Source organism: Methanolobus sp. ZRKC5 (assembly GCF_038446525.1).
Taxonomy (GTDB): domain Archaea; phylum Halobacteriota; class Methanosarcinia; order Methanosarcinales; family Methanosarcinaceae; genus Methanolobus.
This window is the reverse complement of record NZ_CP151792.1, coordinates 259,851-280,653: the sequence shown is the minus strand read 5'-3', so window position 1 is coordinate 280,653 and position 20,803 is coordinate 259,851. Positions and strand designations below refer to the sequence as shown.

Below are 20,803 nucleotides of genomic sequence, written 5' to 3'. Positions count from 1 at the left end.
TGGTAATTTTTTGTATATCACTTGGCCTTGACATACTTATCCTTGAACATCTTTATTTCTTCTTTTCCGCCAACAACAGCAACAACATCACCTTTCAATATTATTGTGGATGGCAGTATGTCTGTGATAATTTTTCCATCTCTTTCAATTCCTATTATGGTGCATGCCATTTTATTTCTCAGGTCGATGTCTGCGACACTTTTATTTGCAAGCTCTTTATCGCTGGTGACTGTGTGTTTCTCAATGTCTATGCCTTCATATAACATGATATCTTCATTCATTTTTTTACATGAAACATCAAGAAGGCAACGAGATGTCATTTTTGCAAGCATCTGACCGGCAACAATTGGGAGTGCTGCAACATAATCAGCACCAGCTTTGTAGATCTTATCAATTGATTTATAGGAATTTGCCCGTGCTATAATGGTGGATTTTGGGTTTAATCCCCGGGTGATGAGTGTAGCAAACATGACATCAGTATCGTCATTCAGGGATATGATAACTGTAGCTGCATTTGGAATGCCTGCCTGTATAAGGATTTCTTCTTCTGTTGCATTACCCACGACATAGTTATAGTCTACATTTTCAAAAATGTGGACATTAGAATCCACAACAGTGAATGTTATCTTGGCGTATTTGAGAGTTTCCACTACGCGCCTGCCAACATCCCCGCATCCAAGTACTACCAGATGTCCTTTGTCAGTTGCATTTTCCATTCCTGTCACTCCATGTGTTGTGTCAGTTTCTTCAGACGGGATAATTGCTCACTTGAACCTATTGCAAGCAGAACAGAATTGTCCTTTATTACTTCATCCGATTTGATAATAAAGGTCAAGCTTCCACCTTTCCACATCCCCACAACATTGGCACCGGTTTTTTCCCGAATGGCTGCATTTTTCATGTTTTTTCCTACAAGGGGGCTTTTTGGGTATATGGGCAATTCCACAATGCTAACGCCTTCAAAGAACTCTGTGGCTCCTGTCAGCCTGTTAACAAAAGGATCAGTTGCTTTTCTTCCAATGAACCTTCCAAACATTTCCTTTGGAGAAACAACACTGGTGGCACCGGCATATTTAAGGTACTTTTTATTGGATCTGTCTTCAACTATGGCTATTATATTAAGATCGCTGATGTTACGGGCTGTCAATACAATATTTGCATTTAATTCATCTGAGCGGTTCGCGATCAGGAAATGCGCATCTTTGATATTAGCATATTTTAAGGTCTCTTCTTCGTATACAGAGCCAAATATGGTATGAATATTTTTTTTGAGCAGATTTTTTACCAGCTCCGAATCTTCTTCTATAAGAACATATGGAACATTATTCTCATTCAATTCCTCAATAAGTGTTTCTATAAGCCTGTTATAACCACATATTATTATATGGTCCTTAAGTTTTTTTGAAGATTTGGTAGGTATATTGGAATGGATCACCTTTTCCATCCAGGTAATTATCAGGGTGAAAAGTATCCCGAAAACAAGAGGTATTCCTGATAACTGTACAAAGACTGAGAATATTTTACCCAGGTGTGAGGTTACAACAATGTCTCCATATCCTACAGTAGTAAGGGTGGAGACTACCCAGTAAAAAGCATCGTAAAGGTTTACGTATGTGGTCTGACCTTCATAGATCATTATCCTTATAAAAAGAAGCATGTAGAATAGTATGATGGCAAGAGCTCCAGTGACTGATTTTAACAAGGTCATGTGCCAGAGATGCTCGTTTTTCACCTATTTCTCACCTTCAGGTCTTAACTCCTTTTTATTGAGTTACGTGATGTGGTCAGAATCCATGTACGATGTATGGTCCAAATATCATGAACAGGAATGACAAAAGTATCAGCATTGCAAAGCTTGCAGCTATCAGTGCAGATACATGCTCTGCCTTTTCTTCATTGCCTGTTATCCTGAACACGAATGCGTTCATGTAGTCCCTGAATACGTGTCCGCCATCAAGGGGTACGGCAGGCAGGCAGTTGAAAAGCCCTACATAGAAATTCAGCCAGCCAATCCACAGAAGAGCATTTGCAAGCCAGAATACACCTATTCCAAAAGGTTCAGCCCATCCGATGGGTTCGTAGAACTGTGCCAGTGTTCCGCTGAAACCCGGGAATCCCTCTCCTGCGAAACCAATGATAGGCAGTCCCAGAAGTATTAGCCATCCTGCAATTCCGGTTAACATTTGAGGTATGCTCTTAAAGAGATCAAGGTAAGCAGTGGCGGGGAATTCTCCCACGTCAATCCCAAGGGATGTTTTAACCTGACCATCCACACTTGTAACAACGCCTAAAAAGCCTTTGTTCTCAACATCAGGGTGTTCTGCCAGGGTAACATTATGCTTTGTTGTCCCATCCGTATCTTCTGCCCCAAGTTCCACAATAACTTCCTGTCCTGGTTCACTGTTATTCATTATGGTTCTGAAATCAGTGTATGAGCGTATTGGGCTGTCATCTATATACAGAATGTTCATGCCTGCTTCAAGTCCTGCAGCGGACGCTGGTGAATCATCGACTATGCTCTGTATCTGTATGCCCGCCGGTTCAATGTCTGTGTCTATGACCTCGGCTCCATAGCTGGATATTTTCCGGTCGGATGCCGCATAGACTGTAACTTTTGTTCCTGTTTCAAGTCCATCAAGATATTCTAACATATCATTGATATTGCTTATTTGAGTGTCATCTATCTGGGTGATGACCATGTTCTCCCGAATGCCTGCTGCATAGGCAGGACTTTCTTCCTGAACGCCAACGACCATGGTATCCCCGAGTGGAGAAAGTGATCCAAGTACCGGGCCGAAAAGGAGGCTGAATGCGAGAAGTGCAACAACAAAGTTTGCCATAACTCCAGCTGCAAGAATACGTGCTCTTTGTTTGCGGCTTGCAATTTTCTCATCACTTTTGACAACTTTGCTGACCACTTTTTCCTCTTTATCGTCGCCTACGACTATTCCAAGCCTTCGGTCTCCGTATGGGTCATCTGTTTCACTGTATTCTTCTTCCTTTTTGCCGAAAAGTTCCTCTTCATCCGGTTCAGCAAAACCTCCGATCGGAACGACTGCAAGCAGGATTCCCATGGATTTGACCCTTATGTCCTCAACGCGGCAGAGTATGGCATGTGAGAACTCATGTACTATAAGAGTAACAACAAGTGCAATTATGCCCCATGTCAATGGTATGAATTCGTTGACGCCGGGTATGAGGAAAATGTTTCTTGCCTCGTTGAATTTACTTGGCTCCGGCATTGAATTACTTCCAATGGAAGCTATCATTGCAATGTCGGACAATATGATAACAAGAAACATTGCTATCATTCCAATGAACATCAGTCTGATGCCTATATCTGCATAGACTCTCCATGCTTTCTTTGGAACTGCAAGTTTGTCCAGAAGTTTCAACCCGTGTGTTGTCCTTATCATAAGGACAGGTCCGTAAGTGCTGATATTATACTTTTTCAATATTCCTTTCCTGTCAAGTATTATTACGGCTATCCAGTAAAGAAAAAAGAGTGTTAATGCAATATTTGTTCCGTCCAAAAAAAATCTCCGGCATTAGTGTTATTCGAATATGGTTCTAATTCTTTTTATAAGGTATATATGTTTGTCACTTTATACCTTGCAAAATATATACTTTTTCAAGTTAGATACGGGTAAATTATTGAATTGTCTACTTATATAAACTACATAAATATAATAAAACGATGGGATATACTTATATATGTCATTTCTTAAATGTACTACTCGACGTTTGTCTGCTTTCCGTCCCTTTCTTAGGGGGTTAATGCGAGGATGATATATGAAACGTTTGACAGGCTTTCAAAGCTGTCGTTGGTTATCAGTTATTTACTTGCATAAAAGGATAAGTATAAAAACAATAAGAGAAATATAGCAATTACAGAATTCAAAAACGTTGATAAACGTTGATACATGGTTACAGTAATATTCGAGCAACAACTGAAAACCATAACACTATACCGAAATGTAACATATCCGTGAGGGGATGAATGTGCAATCAATAGTCCAGGAAGCATTAAAACACACAGAGAAAGAGAAAGAGTACCGCCAGTCGATCGCAGTTAACGACCAGTTCAGTGATATCCTTGGTCAGCCCAGGATTATGATCGTTGGATGTGGTGGTGCAGGTAACAACACTATTAATAGACTTTATAACATGGGTATCGAAGGCGCGGAAACAGTGGCAATAAACACTGACAAGCAACACCTTGATCTTATCCGTGCTGACAAGAAGATCCTTGTGGGCAAGACGCTCACCCGTGGTCTTGGTGCCGGAGGTTATCCGGAAATTGGTGCCAAGGCAGCAGAACTTGCACGCGGCACCCTTGAAGAGATCTTCAAGAATGCAGACCTTGTTTTCATTACAGCTGGTATGGGAGGAGGAACCGGTACCGGTGTAGCTCCTGTAGTTGCTGAGATAGCAAAAGAACAGGGCGCAATTGTCGTAGGTATGGTATCAAGTCCTTTCAGAGTTGAAAGAGCAAGAGCGGTCAAGGCAGAAGAAGGTCTTGAAGACTTCCGCCGTGCTGCAGACACCGTTATTGTACTTGATAACAACAGACTCCTTGAGTATGTTCCAAACCTTCCAATAGACCAGGCATTCTCAGTTATGGATCAGATTATCTCTGAGACTGTAAAAGGTATTACTGAGACGATTACACAGCCTTCTCTTATCAACATCGACTATGCTGACATCAGAGCTATCATGAGCTGTGGTGGCGTTGCTGTAATGCTTGTAGGTGAGAGCAAGAACCAGGACAAGAGTGACGATGTAGTTCGTGCAGCACTCAACCATCCACTTCTTGATGTTGATTACAAAGGCGCAACAGGCAGTCTTGTACACATCACAGGTGGACCTGATCTAAGTCTGAAAGAAGCTGAAGAGATTGCCGCATCACTTACATACGAGCTTTCACCCAGTGCAAATGTTATATGGGGCGCACGTATCTGCAACGAGTATGAAGGTAAAGTGCGTGTAATGGCTATCATGACAGGTGTCCAGTCAGCACAGATACTTGGTCATCCTCAGTGTAATATTGCCAGTGAGAGTGTACCGGTCTCCAATCGTGTATCCGAAGCACCACGTTCACACAGGCGCGCAGGCACATCTGTTAACAGAGTAAGCCGTCCGGTTGTTGAACCAATGCACACCGGTGCTAATGGTGGTTCAATAATAGACATAATCCATTAAATCCTAACAATTTGTCCGGCATATACCGGACCTGCCTTTTTGGCAGTTATTCTTTTTTACTTTCATTACTATTTCAATTCATGAAAATACTGATAGCTACGGGCAGACTTGCTGAGCAGACAGTAAGCAAGGCTGTGGATGACCTTGCTGACGTGCTTATTGCTGATACCAAAGTAGCCGCATTCATTACTCCTCGTAAACTGCTTGCGGCAATAGCAGAACATGTTCAAAGTTTTGATTACGACCTTATTTTCCTTCCAGGTCTTGTGTCCGGTAATTTTGCAAAAGCTGAAGATGAACTTGGATGCAAGATACGCCTTGGGCCCAAACATGCTTATGATCTGGGTTTTGTACTTCCGTTTGCAGAAGGTATGGAATTTTCCAGAGAGGTACCTGCCTGTGAACTGCTCGCAGATGTCAGGCGGGAGATGGCTCTTGAAAAAGTGCAGGAACTCGAAGATGCTGCATTTGTCCCTCTGATACTCGGGAATTTGAAAATCGGTGGCAATTCTCGTATGAAGGTAATGGCTGAGGTAGTTGATGCCACAGGCCTGGATTCTGAAGTTCTTGCCTTGAAGGTATGTAGTTTTGAGATGAAAGGCGCTGATATAATAGATCTTGGAGCTTCCCTGCATGCAACTCATGAGGATGTAAGGCGTGCAATCGGAATTGCCAGGGAAAACACCAGTTTGCCTCTGAGTATTGACACCCTTGATCCAGTACTTATCAGAGAAGCCCTGCATTGTGGTATTGATCTTGTGCTCAGTCTTGACAGCAGTAATATTGGTGACATTGGTGCTGACATTGCTATGGCAGGTGTACCTGCTGTGGTTATACCTGACCCCGGAGAGGGCTTTGAGAGCCTCGTCAATAACATCGACTTAGCGCATTCAGTGGGCGTAAATAATCTCATTGCTGATCCGGTCCTTGATCCGATAGGCCACGGAATTGGTGATTCAATTGTCAGGTATATGGATTTCCATAAACAAAACCCTGATATTCCTGTCTTCTTTGGCGTTGGCAACGTAACAGAACTTATTGATGCGGATTCAACAGGTGTCAATGCAACATTATGTGGCATAGGTGCAGATGTGGGTGCAAGCATCCTCTTTACTCCTGAGTACAGCAACAAGACCCAGGGCTCCATCACCGAACTAAAGAAAGCTTCCCAGATGATGATGCTCTCAAAGGAACGTCAGAGTTCTCCAAAGGACCTCGGCATTGACCTCATTGATATTAAAGAGAAAAGAAGACGTACCGATTCTGTTCTCCCAAGTAATTTCGTTCAGGCAGAAAAGAACAAGATGTGGACTCTTGACCCTAAAGGCAGTATCGTGATAAGCATAATTCCAGATATCCATGGGAAAAAAGAAGGCTGTATCCTTGCTCAACATGATAGTGCATCCATTGTCGGCAAGAGTGCAAGAGAGGTCATGGACACAATTCTTAAGATGGAACTTGTTTCAAGAATGGAACACGCAGCCTATCTGGGACAGGAACTCAAAAAAGCAGAGTTGGCCCTGAAACTGGGAAGAAGTTACTCTCAGGATGATGCTTTTTAGGAACAGTTAATTCCTTTTTTTTTGCAGGCAAAAGCCGAATGGAATGGGTGGATGTGCCTCTTTCGAATTGCTTGTCCAATATAGCTAGGCAAGTTTATATAAATGTAATATTATATTGTGTTTAGTTATGTCTTCTAAATACAAGATTCTGATCGTAGATGATGAACCATTAAATATTGAGTTACTTTCAGTTTATCTTAGGGATACATATGATATTTTAACCGCTTACAATGGTAAGGATGCACTTGAAAAAGTTCAAAATGAGAGCCCTGATCTGATCCTTCTTGACGTAATGATGCCAAACATGAATGGTTATGATGTTTGCCGCACCATACGCAAAGAATTCAAGATGGATTTCACACCTATAATAATGGTGACAGCTTTGACTGGTAAGGCTGATCATCAGAAAGGAATTGATGTAGGGGCGGATGAATTTTTAAAGAAACCCGTAGGCAAGTTCGAACTTGATAAAAAGATCACCTCTCTTCTGAGGATAAAAAAGATGCATGATGATCTTCTTACGGAAAAAAACACAGCTTATCATTATCTTGATTATGTCGGAGTACTTGTTGTAGTACTTGACCTTGATTACCGGATTCTGCGCATTAATAAAAAAGGAATAGATCTACTGGGTTACAGTTCTGAAAAATTGATAGATCGTGAATGGATAGAGTCTTTTGTTCCTATCAGTTCGGTAAATGATGTGCGTAATCATTACGATGGTCTTGCATCAGGAACGATAAAACCATATAGACAGCATGAATTTCCTGTTATAATCAATACTGGTGAAGAGCGACTTTTCAGATGGTATGACTCTCCATTGCTTGACAATGCAGGTAACACCACAGCCATTTTGATATCAGGGGAAGATATTACTGAAATAAAAAAAGCTGAAAAACAGCTTAAAGAGTACGCTGTGCAACTGGAGCGTTCAAACGATTTGAAAGAACTGTTTACAGATATTATGCGACATGATCTGGTGAACCCTCTAAGTCTTGTCAAGTCTTTTACAGAATTACTCTCTGAAATGGAGTCTGATGATTATAAGAAAGAGTTGCTTGAAAATATTAATGAAGCCACAGGAAAACTGATCTCAATGGTGGATGATGCGGCACATCTGGCAAAGCTGGAATCTGTGGACGATATAAATTTTGTGAAGATTAACATTTACTCGATAATGGCTGATGTGGTCAATGGTTTTATGAATCAGGTCCATGACAAGAATATAGGTCTTAAGATTCAAGCAGAAAAGGAATGCTATGCTGTTGCCAATCCTATGATTGAGAGGGTATTCGTTAATCTGTTATCTAATTCTATCAAATATAGTCCACAGGGTAGTACTGTAATTATTGATATTGTCGATATGGTGGATAAATGGAAGATAAGCTTTATAGATCAGGGCGATGGAATACCTGATGCCAGTAAAGCCTCTGTTTTTGAACGTTTTAAGCGTCTGCATAAAGTGGATATACGTGGTACCGGGATTGGTCTGGCTATTGTTAAAAGAATTATAGACCTGCACAAAGGACACGTAGCTGTTGATGATAACCCTGAGGGCAAGGGTAGTATCTTCTGGCTGACTCTTAAAAAAGATATCTAATTTTCTTTTTCAGGAATGTTTTTATTGTTATTTGTTTTTCCATAGTTGAATCTGTTCAGCTTAAAAGTCACAGCTTAGCGAAAAGTAAGTATTCTATTATTTCTCAGGAATCGCTAATTATATATTCTTAACTGCCCAATGTCCACTCGATCAACAGGTTAAGAGTGATAAACGTGATAAGTGTTAACGAAAAGGGATTAGCGATAATCGATGAGATGCTTGACTGGGAAGAAGAATTAAAGGTCCAGTCCACAGAGCTTGAGAACGGTGCTACTATAATTGACTGTGGTGTGAATGTAGAAGGTGGATATGATGCAGGAATGTATCTGTCACGTCTTTGTCTTGCAGACCTTGCAGACATAAGCTACACCAAGTTTGATTTGAATGGTCTTCCAGTACCTGCTATTCAGGTAGCTACTGACAATCCAACCATTGCATGCATGGGGTCCCAGTATGCAGGCTGGAGAATTGCAGTCGGCAAGTATTTTGGAATGGGTTCAGGTCCTGCAAGGGCACTCGGACTTAAGCCAAAGGAACTGTACGAAGAGATAGGTTACAAGGATGATTCTGAATTTGCAGTCCTTGTTATGGAATCAAGTGAATTACCAACCGAAGAGGTTGTTGAATACATTGCAAAACATTGCAGTGTTGATACTGAGAACATTTACATTGCCGTTGCACCTACAGCTTCAATTGCAGGTTGCGTCCAGATCTCAGCACGTGTAGTCGAGACAGGTATTCACAAGCTTGAATCAATAGGATTTGACATCAACACGATCAAAAGCGGTTTCGGTGTTGCTCCAATTGCACCTGTTGTCGGTGACGACACAAAATGCATGGGCTCCACAAATGATTGTATTATCTACTGTGGTGAAACATACTACACAGTTGAGTACGGAGATGCAGAGAAATTAGAAGAGTTTGTCAAGAAGGCTCCATCCACAACCTCAAGGGACTTTGGTAAGCCATTCTACAACACATTCAAGGAAGCTGAATTTGACTTCTTCAAGGTTGATGCAGGTATGTTCGCACCAGCTAAAATAACAGTGAATGATACCAAGAGCAAGAAATCCTTTACAAGTGGAAGGATAAACCCTGGAATTCTCCTGGAATCATTTGGTGTAAAAGAAGTCTAACTTTCTAACAGGCTTAAATTATACCGATACAACCTTAAAGGTTGTATTGCTTTTTTTCTTTCGGAGACAGTCAATGGATATAATAAGTACTTCAAAAGGTATCGGCGGCCAGCTTACGGAATTCAGGAAACTTGTGAAAGAATCCCAGCGGATCACTTTTATCGGTACTGTTGGTTTCTGCACACCGTTTGCGGAACTAATGGCATTTGTCCTCAGGGGCACAGGTAAAGATATGGTATTCCTTCCAAATCTGCAATCTGATGAAGCACGTATGATAGTTTCATCTTCCCAGGGAATGCAACTTGGAGACATAACAGCCCCTTCTGCAGACACTGTTGTCCTGCTTGGCGGGCTTGCAATGCCAAAGATAGGCGTTGAACCTGAAAAGATGAAAGAGCTTATAGATGGTCTATTGCAGGAAGCTGAAAAGAAACTTGTTATAGGTGTTTGTTTCCAGTCAATGTTTATGGATCAAAAATGGCCGGAAGTAATTGATTTTGACTACATCATAGATGCAGACCTTACAAATGAGGTCAAAAAAGTATAATCCAATTTGTTTAAAATTGTTCAAATTGATTATTGTTTTTGCTTATATAACTCTCATTTTTTATTCAACTTATCCGGGCATCTACTACTACATGCCAGATGCCGGGTGAATATTTTTTGATCTTCCTGCAATCCAGTATTTCCACATTTCTGCCGGCTTTTGATGCTGCATGTTCAATGCGCTCAATTGGTCTGGAAAATATCAGGCTTTCTGGTGTAGTTTCATGGTAATGCAGGATTCCACCACTTTTTTTCAGGGCTTTGATTCCATGTTCAAGATAATGGTGTGTGGTTCCCACATATCCCATAAGTACTCTGTCAGCGATTCTCTTGGGTGTAAGTTTGGCACAATCACCATTCCTTGCTTCAACTATATCTTCCACATGATTCAGGGCTATGTTTTCCCGGAGGTACGCACAGGACTGCGGATTTATCTCAATGGCGATGATCCTTGCAGGTTTTGCGTGAACTGCCATAGGAATGGTAAAGTATCCTATTCCTGCAAACATATCAACTATGGTTTCATTAGTCCCAATACTGCTCATGAGTGATTTCTCATGCAGGTTTCCTTTTGAAAACATCACTTTTGTAACATCGAGTTTGAATAAGCATCCATTTTCCTTATTGATGGTTTCAGTGTTGTCACCAATAAGTATCTCTCTTTCAGGAAGTCTGAACTGTCCGCTTATTCCAAGGTCACGTACCACAGTATTGCATGATGGATACATCTTGATCAATGACTTTGCAATTCTTTCTTTTAAATGGTCAACAGATGGGTCGATAGTAACAATAATTATGTTACCGAGGATCTGCCATCCCGAAGGCAACATACTCAGTTCTGTTTCCGTAATGTTTCCACCAAGTATTTCTTTAAGCGAACGCCATTTGTTGTAGAAAAGAGCATTTTCCTGCTGGTACGTTTCAAATCCCTTTATATCATCAGTAACAGGTATCTCAAGGAAGCGTTCTTCGGCATCAATTACCTTTATCTTTCTTTCGGGGTCAAGCTTACCATCTTCTATTATACTAAGCCTTACGGTTTCTGCTTCTTTTACCGGTACACGAATAACTTTCATCATAATAACCTGAATTCTTATTTGTTTAATGCTGATTAAATGATACAGCAGGCTTTAAATATTGATGCCAACTCATTCGCTTAACAGCGAACATTTAAATACGTTGTTGGTCTATTGGATATTGAATGAACAACGGAGATAACACTGCCATTTTTTCCACTGATATTGGGTTTATTGCTCTTAATGGTTCTGTAAAGATTAAAATACTTGACTTTCTCAAAGGTGGCTGTAGATCATTTGATGAAATAGTCCAGTACACAGGAAAAGCGAAGTCCACAATTTCCGTTCATCTCAACGACCTGAAATCCCAGAGTTTACTCGAAGAAGCTATCGATGCGAATGATAAAAGGAAGAAAGTCTACTTTTTGAAATGTCAGTACGTTGCATGTTCCCAGGAACCCGGGATAAAGAATTATTGTGAGATGCTTGGAGTTATAGGCTCTCCAGATATGAATTCCTTTGGTTGTCTGAAATGTTTGTTCCATGCTGTGCAGTATGGTTTCCGTGCCTACGGGGTAAATTGTGATCCCATCATGAGGAAAATAGGAAATGATGTAGGAGCCAGTCTTGCCAGAAATTTTGTTTCAAATGAAACGGGACAGATACTGGATGAAATGATGGCTTTCTGGGAAGAACACGACATTGGAAATTTCAAAGTACTGAGCAACGATCCCATTAAAATAGCTGTTTATAACTTTTTTGACTGCCGTTCAATCCCAATTGAAGAAAAGACCTTATGCTCTTTTGCACAAGGTGTTTTTGAAGGTGTTTTCAAAGAAAAACTGGGCATTGAATGTGTAATGCAAATGCTTGGCAATTGTGATGAAAATTGTGACTCCTGTCATTTCCAGATGATTCTGCTTTAATTTGATGCTTTCATAACTCCAAGTTCACCTTTAACAAATCTGCCAATGGCAGCAACGATTCCAGGTCCGTCACTCGTTTCCCTGCAAGTTATCATGTGTTCCATGAGTCCCAGTCGTTCTATTCCATAGATATCTCTTGCGTGACCGGTTCTTTTGACGGCTGCTTTAAGTTCAGAGCGTGTAACTGCATTGGCAATCACTCTGTCCTGACTTGATTTTTTCCAGCTCCACCAAAGGTCTGCCTGTGATTTTGTAAAAACACCCACGTTTGCTGTTTCATCGGTTATCTCTACTTTTACGGGTAAACGTTTGATCAGTCCAAAACGAGTTGCTATCTGTTTTGCAGTTCCAACTCCAAGAACCGTGAGATTCCTTTTCGGGATGCTTACAAGAGTTCCTACGTCAACGATTATTTCGGTTTCCCGTATCTGATGTATGACGCCGGAATAAACTTCATTCTTTGTAAGTTCTGTGACAGGCGTACCAAATTTACCAACGAGGTAATTGGAAACGAATTCGCTGTCCTCTCCGCTAATGTCAACCTTAAGCCAGTTATCTTCCGATATTGAGAATTCTGCTGAAGCATCAAGCTCTTTTAATTCATTCCCTACAAACATTTCTGCTGAATGGAGTGCTCTTTCACGGTTGCCATAGATTTTTAATAATAGATTTACAGTGACCATTTTATTGTCCTTTCAATTATTGCTTCATTACCAGATCAAAGATATTCTGTATCTCATTGAGTTTATCCAGACCTTCGTCATCGATAAGGTCTTCATTCTCTTCTATTGAATTTAAAAGTAACTGGATATCCCGGCTAAAAGGACCAATTTTCATCTTCATTTCTTGAGGCTCTGAATTCTTATTGAAAAGATTATCATATGTAGTTACTATTTGCTCGTGTAACCTGCTAATGTGTTCCAGGGTTAGTTTTTTCTCATTCTCTGAGCTTTCTGTGTCCTGTGCAGTGGCCTCATCACCCTTTTTCTCTTCTTCACTATCTGGTGATTCTCCTTCAATTGCCATTATCAGATTCTTAAGAGCATTAACTACGTTGTACCCATGTTCAGTGAGTTCCACATATTTTACACGACCTTCAATTGTAAATTGTAAGAGACCGTGTTCTTCCATTTTTGACAGTATTTTGGTTGTGTGGGCAAAAGTTGAATTTATCTCTTTTGTGATAACTGAAGCGTACGTTTTCTGAAGGGACCATATAGCCAGAAGGGCAAGGGTTGGTTTCTCCTGTAAAAACAGCTGCTCAGCATATTCTTTTGTCATGAAAGCTCCCCTTTATGTATACATTTTGAACCCTTGTTTGCAAAAACATCATCATACCTTGCATTATATATTTTAATATATATCATTAAAATAAAATAGTATATATTTCTATCGGATATCAGCTATAATAAGTTCAATTTCCGATATATTTGCATCCGTTTTAAAGGATGTACCGCTAAAATGTGTCCTTGAAGCCAAAAATCCCCGATTTTGAAGTTCTTGTATGACCGTTTCGATCCGTGAAGCGGAAACTCCTACTTTTTTACATATCAGGTGCTGGTCATAGAACATGGGTATATCCAGTTCATCTCTGCATAATTCAAGCATTTTGATAGCAAACTGTTTGGTGCCACAATTACGTGTCTCCAGTTCAGTGATGGTTTCATTGCAAAAATCCGGGTTATGTAATTTGCCAAGCCACATAGGCCCACCGATTATGTTTTTTCCATCACAATGGCTACAGTTATCCTTTATTGGAACTGCAAGACCATGAATGCTTTCCCGGTGTCCACATTGTGGACAATGTGCGATAAATCCCATGTTCTGCAGCATTGTATCAGCTCGCTTTGCACCTTTTTTTATTTCAAGGTATGTGCGCACGTAATGTCTTGTAGCATGGGTCAGAAGTGGATTCATAGCTTTATCGTGAAGTGATAATTCCCTGGCTATTTTTCCAAGTAGCATACGAACTCCCATTTCGCTGTGGTATTCGTTATTAAAAGGTATTGCAGCATATTTTCGTATGCCTGAATTTAGATGGGCACCACAAAGAGGCGCAGTATCTGTTGCTGTCACTTCGAGCAGATTGACTACAGAGCGGGCAGCTGCAGCTAGGAAAGGCCCGGGAGTGCCGAATGGATCAAGGTCAACTATATTAAAATGTTTCTCATGAAGAAGTACATTCGCATTCTTATGGCTTGCAACGGTATTATGATCAATTTCCAGATTATCTATGTTCTGCTGTATAAGAGCACAGGCTTCTTCACTCCAGTCATTGAGAGTTGTGTGGACACCTAGCTCATTGGAGATCCTGAGTCCACGAATGCCAGAGGCTGAAAGAGCATCCACATAAGTGATGACCTTTTCAGGGTCAGGTTCCATTCTCTTAACAAAAGCAGATGTTGCAGCTACGGAGATATCACGATTCATCTCCATGACCGGATTATAAAATACAGGGGCTGCAGATGGTGCAAAATTCGCTCCTTCCGCAGGGATGGGAACCAGGATCTCAGTATTTCCTTCCTTTACAGATCTTACTTTCATCCGGTTCCCTGAAGATTCATTCTTATTTAACAATAATGGTTCCCTTCATTCTTTCTTCCCAACCAAGCACTTTGTATGTGTATGTGCCCGTTTCGTTGAAAGTGTATCTGTAAGTTAACCTTTTTCCAATGTTTGCATTTTCCCAGAGGTCTTCATTACTTACAAGTGTGAAGATCCTTGTAGGGTCATTGCGGTTGAACCATACAATTGTATCTCCGGTGTTGATGGTTACATTACCAGGGTGTGTCAGGAAGTTTTCCATATATATTGTATAGGTCTTTGGATCAGTAGATTCGACGATTTCAAGCGGCTTGTCTTCTTCTTCAGACACTTCTTCCTCTTCAACAGTTTCATTCATGCCCATGTCATCTGGAACTGTTTCATTGACAACGTCTTCGGCTGTCTCATTTGTCATGTTGGTATCGTTCATTGTTTCTTCAGTGTCATCTACACATCCGATGACTGAAAAAGTGAGTAATATCAGGAATATGAGCAATAACTTTGCTTTCATTTGATCACCTGCATTAGAATATAATTTTGATGGTTAAATATCTTCTCGATGGGCTTCTATAAGCTGTATATTTATATTATGTTCTGGATTTTCCACATTAATATCTATCAGGGCTGCGAAACCCAATGCAGCCATTCCTGGATTTACGATAGTTGTTTTGCCTGATTTTTTTATACCTCTGGCTTCATGGATATGTCCGCATACAATAAGGTCAGCTGTATCAAGAAAAGCACTCAGAGCCTTGCAGCCTACATGCGTATCTCCGACATCGTCAAGGATTCCATATGGTGGCACATGTGTGAGAATGACCACTGGTTCATCTGTTTTTTCAGTTTCATTCATCAGACTATTGAGATTAGTCTCAAAATCACACTCTTCTATCTCAAACGGGGTGCAGAATGGTGTGGGATTGGACCCACCCATGCCTACAAATTTAACTCCATCTATTTTTACAGCTTTATTATGGAGGTTAGTAGCCCTGGAATCTTCGATCACTTTTATAATAGATTCATGGTCGCAGTTTCCCGGAACTGCAAGTATTGGTGGCTTAAACAAGTCCAGAAGTTCCAGTGCCTTTTCATCCGGCCCGAAATTTGTTATGTCTCCTGCAATAAGAACAACATCAATATCTCCAGACTGGTCAAGCAACTCTTCTATTTTAGAATAATTGCCATGCGGATCTGCAATAGCAAATAGTCTCATTTTTATGATCTCTCCATTTGTTGAACTTGCGAATTTTTATTCTTAAAAGGAGCGGTCTCCGCCTAGAATAGCTCCAAGTGCACCGCCGCCAATTCCGGCCACTCCGGTTGATTCATCTCTTCCACTGCCACCCTGGTATTTTGATGCTGCAACGATTCTGTCTGCAAGGCGTGAGAACGGAAGACTCTGAAGGTATACTTTTCCAGGTCCTGTCAGGCTTGCAAGCACAAGTCCTTCTCCTCCAAAGAGCGCATTCTTGAACCCACCTGCCATTTGTATGTCATATTTTACACTTTCGGCAAAGGCAGTTATGCATCCGGTGTCAACCCTGATCGTTTCCCCGGCAGCAAGATCTTTTTCAACAATGGTTCCACCTGCATGTACAAAAGCAAGTCCATCACCTTTAAGTCTCTGAAGAATGAAACCTTCTCCTCCAAATAGTCCGGCTCCTATTTTTTTGGTCAGTGCGATTTCAATGTCCACACCATTTGCTGCACAGAGGAATGAATCTTTCTGACACAGGAAGCTACCTCCTGTTTTTCCAAGGTCGAGTGGTATTATTTTTCCAGGATATGGTGCTCCAAATGCAACATATCCTTTTCCTGAACCTTCATGGATAAAATTTGTGATAAAGAAACTCTCACCGGTCACTGCGCGTTTAAGGCCCTTGAGTAAGCCGCCACCTGTGGATGTTTCCATTTTGATCCCAGGTCCCATATACATCATTGCACCTGCTTCTGCTCTTACAGCTTCATTTGTATCAAGTTCTATTTCTACAAGCTGCATGTCGTCGCCAATTATATTGTAATCTATTTCATCTGCCATAAGAAAATCTCCATTATATTCAACATACCGTTGTGTAACACATCATTATAGAACTTTTTATAGATTTGCATTGTGAATAATATGGGTTTACATGTTGGGTTTTAAAATAACGGGCATTTACACAACTAAACTTGAATAGTTTAATATATCTCCTGTGCGTAACCACGTGTTGATAAGTGTGTTCCAAAAAAATTTTCCACCTCATTTGAAGCAGTATTTGCTTGCATTGCAAGTTAAAAATCATGGTGTAAGGGTTCATGAATCAGCTGAAAAATATAACCTGTCTGAATCAGATATTCTTGATTTTAGTTCAAACACCAATCTTTTGGGCACACCGTTTGATTTTCAGGGAAGTGAACTTGACCAGAAGCAGATAGTCTTTGCTTCTATTATAAGATCAGAACAGTATCCGGATAACAGATATCTGGAATTAAGAACTGCAGCTGCTGGTTTTCTCGGTCATGGCATCAATTTTGAAAATATAGTTCCTGGAAATGGCTCATGCGAGCTTCTACGTCTGTTGATAGGGTCTGTTGTAAATGAAGACGATATGGTAATAGTTCCATCTCCTTCATCCGGACAGTATTGTCATATAGCTGAGATCTTCGGTGCTCGTGTACATTCATTTACGTCAAAGGAATTACTGGCCCTTCCAAAAATGACATTGGAAAGGGCAAAGATAGTTATTCTTGAGAACCCGAACGATCCTACCGGGGAACTTACATCAAGAGATTCATTGGTGATGTTTGCAGAGAAGTGTGCTGAACATAACACTTTGCTTATAGTTGATGAGTCATCCATTGAACTTGCTGACCCTGATATGAGTGTTGCTGACATTACGCTAGATAATGATCATCTTTTTGTTATAAGGTCAGTATCAAATATTGTTGGTATGCCTGGTATGAGGCTAGCATATGGGATTGGTTCGTGTTCCATGTCCGGTGTGCTTAATTCTGCCCGGCTGTCATGGAATATAGGTGCGGTAGAAGAGGCCATTGGAATTGCATTTCTGAATATGGAAGGTGGCACTAATTGTAAATACCTGCATGATTCCAGGGCTCTGATCAAAAAAGAAAGAGAATATATCAGCAAACGTTTTTTTGACATATATGGTTTCGATCCTGTTGAAAGTAGTGCCAATTACGTGCTTGTGGATGTGAATGACCTTTTTGTGGATTCTGTAAGGCTTACAGAAGGCCTTGCATCTCATGGAATAATGATTCGTGAATGCGGTGATTTTTTTGATGGATCCAAAAGATATGTCAGGATATCTGTTCGCCCCAAGGAAGAATTCGAGAAGCTTATACGTACCCTTGATGATGTATTTGCTAAACTTAGCAGGGAAGATGCCAAGGAAAAACTTGAGGAAACCATTGAACATGGTGGTGCAACTGCTGCAGGGCGCGGTTCCTGTGAATACTATCCCTGTCATTTTATGGGCCAGGATTGTACGTTCTGCTTCTGTCCTTTTTATCCATGTCAGGAAGAGAAGACAGGTGGTAAATGTATAGAAAGTACCACCGGCGGACGGGTATGGAGTTGTGAACATTGTACTTTATTGCATAGACCAAAAGTCGCCAAAATGGTGCTTGATGCACTTATGGCTGACGGAGACACCGATGAGAACATAAGGAGGGCATGGAAGGAAATAATTGAGCCTCTGCTCTGATATTTTTTGAGGTGCAATTGAACAGGTTAATATATTTCCTATTTACTACATGCTTTGATTATTGTGACAGAACAAAGATCATCTCTCCCGGTAAAGAAATATCTTCTAAGTCTTGAGCCATGTGCGCATGGCGGACTGATCCGAAAAAGTTCCCAGAGATATGGGATACCTGAGTCAGATATATTGGATGCAAGTGCAAATTTGAATCCTTTTGGAACCCCGTTTGAACAGGCTGATTCGGAACTTGACCTACAGGATCTTCTTAATACCGGACTTGAAAAATTAGAACAGTATCCTGATAACCGTTATATGGAATACAGGACAGCAGCAGCTGATTTTGTTGGTATGGGGATAACACATGAGAACATAATTCCAGGCAATGGTTCAACTGAGATCATCAGGCTGGTTGCTGAATGTGTAATAAGTGAAGGGGATATTGTACTGATTCCCACGCCCACATTCAGTGAATATGAGATGCAGTGCAAGGTTATGGGGGCACAAATAGAATACGTTGCTCAGGAAGATATCTTCCATCTTGACGATAACCTGCTTGATGAAGCTAAAATTCTCTTTGTGTGCAATCCCAATAACCCTACAGGAAAACTACTATTAAAAGAGCAAATAGAAGAACTTGCAGATATATGTGCAGCTCATAAGACCATTCTCTTTGTAGATGAAGCATTCATAGAACTTGCAGATCCTGAGCAGAGTGTTGCATATCTTGTTGAGGAAAATGATTATCTTTTTATCCAGCGCTCCCTCACAAAGGCTTTTGCTATTCCTGGTATCCGGATGGGTTTTGGTATAGCTTCAAAGAAATTTGCCGGTGTACTTAACAATGCCAGGCTTTCCTGGAATATGGGATGTATTGCAGATACTGTTGCAACTGCCCTTTTGAGTATGGAAGGGGGAGCAAACAGCAAGTACCTGATAGAATCCAGGGCTTTTATAAGAAAGGAATATGAATTCCTCATGGAAAAATTCTCACGTCGGGGTTTTAAGCCATTTGAAAGCAGTGTGAACTATATTTTCGTGGACATATCCGATCTTGCCATGAGTTCATCTGAGCTTTCAGAACGTATGGCCTCCCATGGTGTGTTGATACGTGATTGTAATTCATTCCAGAACATAGGTCCTAGTTTCATTCGAATAGCTATACGTAAAAGAGAAGAAAATGAACTTATCGCATCTACTATTCGTCAGGTAATATATGAATGGGGCCGGGAACAGGCAAAAATCCAACTTGAAGAAAATATAAAAGCAGCAGCAGCAGAATGTGGCCGTCGGGGTAGCAATACAGACTGTGATTATTATCCCTGCCATTTTGAAGGACAGGACTGCACATTCTGCTTCTGTCCGTTCTATCCGTGTGAGGACAATCGCACCGGGGGCAACTGGATTGAGAGTTCCAGTGGTGGACAGGTATGGAGCTGTCTTAAATGCACTATAGTTCATCAGGAAAAAGTTGTTGATGAACTGTTATCTGTGTTCACAGTAGATGGACTCAATAAAGAAAGCACTGAGAAGGCCTGGAAGGAAGTAATGGAGAATAACTTATGATGCTGCCGGTACAGGCTGACGCAAGTGAACTTGCGATAGTGCTTCTGTTAGCCTATGCCCTGGATCTGGTATTTTGCGAACCACCTGCTGCAATTCATCCGGTTGTCTGGATGGGTAAATTGATAGCTATTTTCAAGAAAAATGTCCCTAAGACCCACAGAAAGCTCTATGGAATATTCATGGGCCTTAGCACTATACTATTTGGCAGTCTTATAGCATATCTTGTATTGCTCTTCATGGGGGTTGAAAATATTCCCGCTCCGCTACGTTATATTGTTGCTGCTTATTTCCTCAAGGCAACATTTGCTGTACGCTGTCTTTCTGGTGCTGCAGATGAGGTCCGGAAAGAGCTGGATGCAGGAAAGCTTGACGGTGCCAGGCAAAAATTATCCATGTATGTAAGCAGGGATACATCAAAGCTGGATGAAAACCATATATCGTCGGCTATCATTGAAACAACATCAGAGAACTATGTAGATGGCATTCTTTCCCCACTGTTGTTCTATGCATGCTTTGGTCCTTTCGGACTGATTGCAGCATATGTTTTTAAAGCGACAAGTACCCTTGATTCTATGGTGGGGTACATGGATGAACGTCACCGGGATATGGGCTGGTTCTCTGCAAAGCTTGATGATGTGCTCAACTGGGTGCCTGCCCGTTTGTCCGTTCTCTTTATTTCTGCAGCAACTCTGACAATCAGATTAGTTTATCGCGGGATCAAAGTACCGGATTACAAAAGTGCATTGAAAAGCGGACTTGCAGATGGCTTGAAAACCCCATCTCCAAACTCAGGTTTTCCCATGGCATCAGTTGCAGGTGCACTAAGGATAAAGCTTGAAAAACCTAATACATATGTACTGGGTGAAGGCTTCGTTTATCCTGTCTCCGAAGACATCAAGTTGACCTCATGGATAACTCTTGTAGCATCATTATTTGCAATTATTGTATCTTTACTAATAATTTTGACATAGTATTGACAGATGAAATTAAATTTGACAAATCTC

Annotated in this window: 19 protein-coding genes; 9 read left to right on the top strand and 10 right to left on the bottom strand. The window is 40.9% G+C overall.

Annotated features, from left to right (window positions below; genetic code table 11):
* Positions 1 to 17: 17 nt before the first annotated feature.
* The 3 genes from WN948_RS01190 to WN948_RS01180 are packed head-to-tail and all read right to left on the bottom strand — an operon-like array spanning position 18 to position 3,533.
* Entirely contained in the window at positions 18 to 716 is a 699-nt protein-coding gene (locus tag WN948_RS01190; RefSeq protein WP_342305147.1) for a TrkA family potassium uptake protein, read from the bottom strand.
* 5 nt (positions 717 to 721) lie between these two features.
* Positions 722 to 1,732, bottom strand: a complete 1,011-nt coding sequence (locus WN948_RS01185; RefSeq protein WP_342305146.1) for a potassium channel protein — start codon at positions 1,730 to 1,732, stop codon at positions 722 to 724.
* A 52-nt stretch (positions 1,733 to 1,784) separates the two neighbouring features.
* A complete protein-coding gene (locus WN948_RS01180) occupies positions 1,785 to 3,533 on the bottom strand; it encodes a site-2 protease family protein (RefSeq protein WP_342305145.1) in 1,749 nt (582 codons plus the stop codon).
* A 469-nt stretch (positions 3,534 to 4,002) separates the two neighbouring features.
* Between WN948_RS01180 and ftsZ the strand changes: the two genes are divergently transcribed.
* The 5 genes from ftsZ to WN948_RS01155 all read left to right on the top strand — a co-directional run bounded on the left by ftsZ (position 4,003) and on the right by WN948_RS01155 (position 10,047).
* Positions 4,003 to 5,202 (top strand): cell division protein FtsZ, encoded by a 1,200-nt coding sequence (gene ftsZ / locus WN948_RS01175; RefSeq protein ID WP_342305144.1) that lies wholly within the window; start codon positions 4,003 to 4,005, stop codon positions 5,200 to 5,202.
* Between the two features lie 80 nt (positions 5,203 to 5,282).
* Positions 5,283 to 6,764 (top strand): dihydropteroate synthase-like protein, encoded by a 1,482-nt coding sequence (locus tag WN948_RS01170; protein ID WP_342305143.1) that lies wholly within the window; start codon positions 5,283 to 5,285, stop codon positions 6,762 to 6,764.
* A gap of 127 nt (positions 6,765 to 6,891) precedes the next feature.
* Positions 6,892 to 8,364, top strand: coding sequence for a response regulator (locus tag WN948_RS01165; RefSeq protein ID WP_342305142.1), 1,473 nt, complete (start codon positions 6,892 to 6,894; stop codon positions 8,362 to 8,364).
* 173 nt (positions 8,365 to 8,537) lie between these two features.
* Complete coding sequence (gene mch / locus WN948_RS01160) at positions 8,538 to 9,500, top strand: methenyltetrahydromethanopterin cyclohydrolase (protein WP_342306512.1); 963 nt, start codon at positions 8,538 to 8,540, stop codon at positions 9,498 to 9,500.
* 73 nt (positions 9,501 to 9,573) lie between these two features.
* On the top strand, positions 9,574 to 10,047 hold the full coding sequence (locus tag WN948_RS01155) for a DUF2124 domain-containing protein (RefSeq protein ID WP_342305141.1): 474 nt from the start codon (positions 9,574 to 9,576) through the stop codon (positions 10,045 to 10,047).
* Positions 10,048 to 10,111: 64 nt separating this feature from the next.
* Here WN948_RS01155 and WN948_RS01150 read toward each other — a convergent pair whose 3' ends face one another.
* The gene (locus WN948_RS01150; RefSeq protein WP_342305140.1) at positions 10,112 to 11,125 is read right to left on the bottom strand and encodes a class I SAM-dependent methyltransferase family protein; all 1,014 of its coding nucleotides are present in this window, start codon (positions 11,123 to 11,125) and stop codon (positions 10,112 to 10,114) included.
* 122 nt (positions 11,126 to 11,247) lie between these two features.
* Between WN948_RS01150 and WN948_RS01145 the strand changes: the two genes are divergently transcribed.
* The gene (locus WN948_RS01145) at positions 11,248 to 11,988 is read left to right on the top strand and encodes an ArsR family transcriptional regulator (RefSeq protein ID WP_342305139.1); all 741 of its coding nucleotides are present in this window, start codon (positions 11,248 to 11,250) and stop codon (positions 11,986 to 11,988) included.
* On the opposite strand, the gene WN948_RS01140 is transcribed toward WN948_RS01145, so the two are convergent.
* From WN948_RS01140 to WN948_RS01115, 6 genes are all read right to left on the bottom strand, one after another.
* Complete coding sequence (locus tag WN948_RS01140) at positions 11,985 to 12,671, bottom strand: DUF2110 family protein (RefSeq protein WP_342305138.1); 687 nt, start codon at positions 12,669 to 12,671, stop codon at positions 11,985 to 11,987. The two genes, WN948_RS01145 and WN948_RS01140, sit on opposite strands and share 4 nt — an antisense overlap.
* Positions 12,672 to 12,687: 16 nt before the next feature.
* Positions 12,688 to 13,269: a MarR family transcriptional regulator gene (locus tag WN948_RS01135; RefSeq protein WP_342305137.1), complete on the bottom strand. Its 582-nt coding sequence runs from the start codon at positions 13,267 to 13,269 to the stop codon at positions 12,688 to 12,690.
* 108 nt (positions 13,270 to 13,377) lie between these two features.
* Positions 13,378 to 14,532, bottom strand: coding sequence for a tRNA (guanine(10)-N(2))-dimethyltransferase (locus WN948_RS01130; RefSeq protein ID WP_342305136.1), 1,155 nt, complete (start codon positions 14,530 to 14,532; stop codon positions 13,378 to 13,380).
* Between the two features lie 22 nt (positions 14,533 to 14,554).
* Positions 14,555 to 15,043 (bottom strand): hypothetical protein, encoded by a 489-nt coding sequence (locus WN948_RS01125; RefSeq protein ID WP_342305135.1) that lies wholly within the window; start codon positions 15,041 to 15,043, stop codon positions 14,555 to 14,557.
* 33 nt (positions 15,044 to 15,076) lie between these two features.
* Complete coding sequence (locus WN948_RS01120; protein WP_342305134.1) at positions 15,077 to 15,745, bottom strand: metallophosphoesterase; 669 nt, start codon at positions 15,743 to 15,745, stop codon at positions 15,077 to 15,079.
* Positions 15,746 to 15,787: 42 nt separating this feature from the next.
* Positions 15,788 to 16,570, bottom strand: coding sequence for a TIGR00266 family protein (locus WN948_RS01115; protein WP_342305133.1), 783 nt, complete (start codon positions 16,568 to 16,570; stop codon positions 15,788 to 15,790).
* Between the two features lie 226 nt (positions 16,571 to 16,796).
* Between WN948_RS01115 and WN948_RS01110 the strand changes: the two genes are divergently transcribed.
* The 3 genes from WN948_RS01110 (at position 16,797) to WN948_RS01100 (ending at position 20,770) form a co-directional block, all read left to right on the top strand.
* Positions 16,797 to 18,239 (top strand): aminotransferase class I/II-fold pyridoxal phosphate-dependent enzyme, encoded by a 1,443-nt coding sequence (locus WN948_RS01110; protein ID WP_342305131.1) that lies wholly within the window; start codon positions 16,797 to 16,799, stop codon positions 18,237 to 18,239.
* Positions 18,240 to 18,302: 63 nt separating this feature from the next.
* Positions 18,303 to 19,799, top strand: a complete 1,497-nt coding sequence (gene cobD, locus WN948_RS01105) for a threonine-phosphate decarboxylase CobD (protein ID WP_342305130.1) — start codon at positions 18,303 to 18,305, stop codon at positions 19,797 to 19,799.
* Positions 19,796 to 20,770 carry a cobalamin biosynthesis protein gene (locus tag WN948_RS01100; protein WP_342305129.1) on the top strand — a complete coding sequence of 325 codons (975 nt, stop codon included), beginning with the start codon at positions 19,796 to 19,798 and terminating at the stop codon, positions 20,768 to 20,770. The genes cobD and WN948_RS01100 overlap by 4 nt, the downstream gene beginning before the upstream one ends.
* Positions 20,771 to 20,803: the final 33 nt, after the last annotated feature.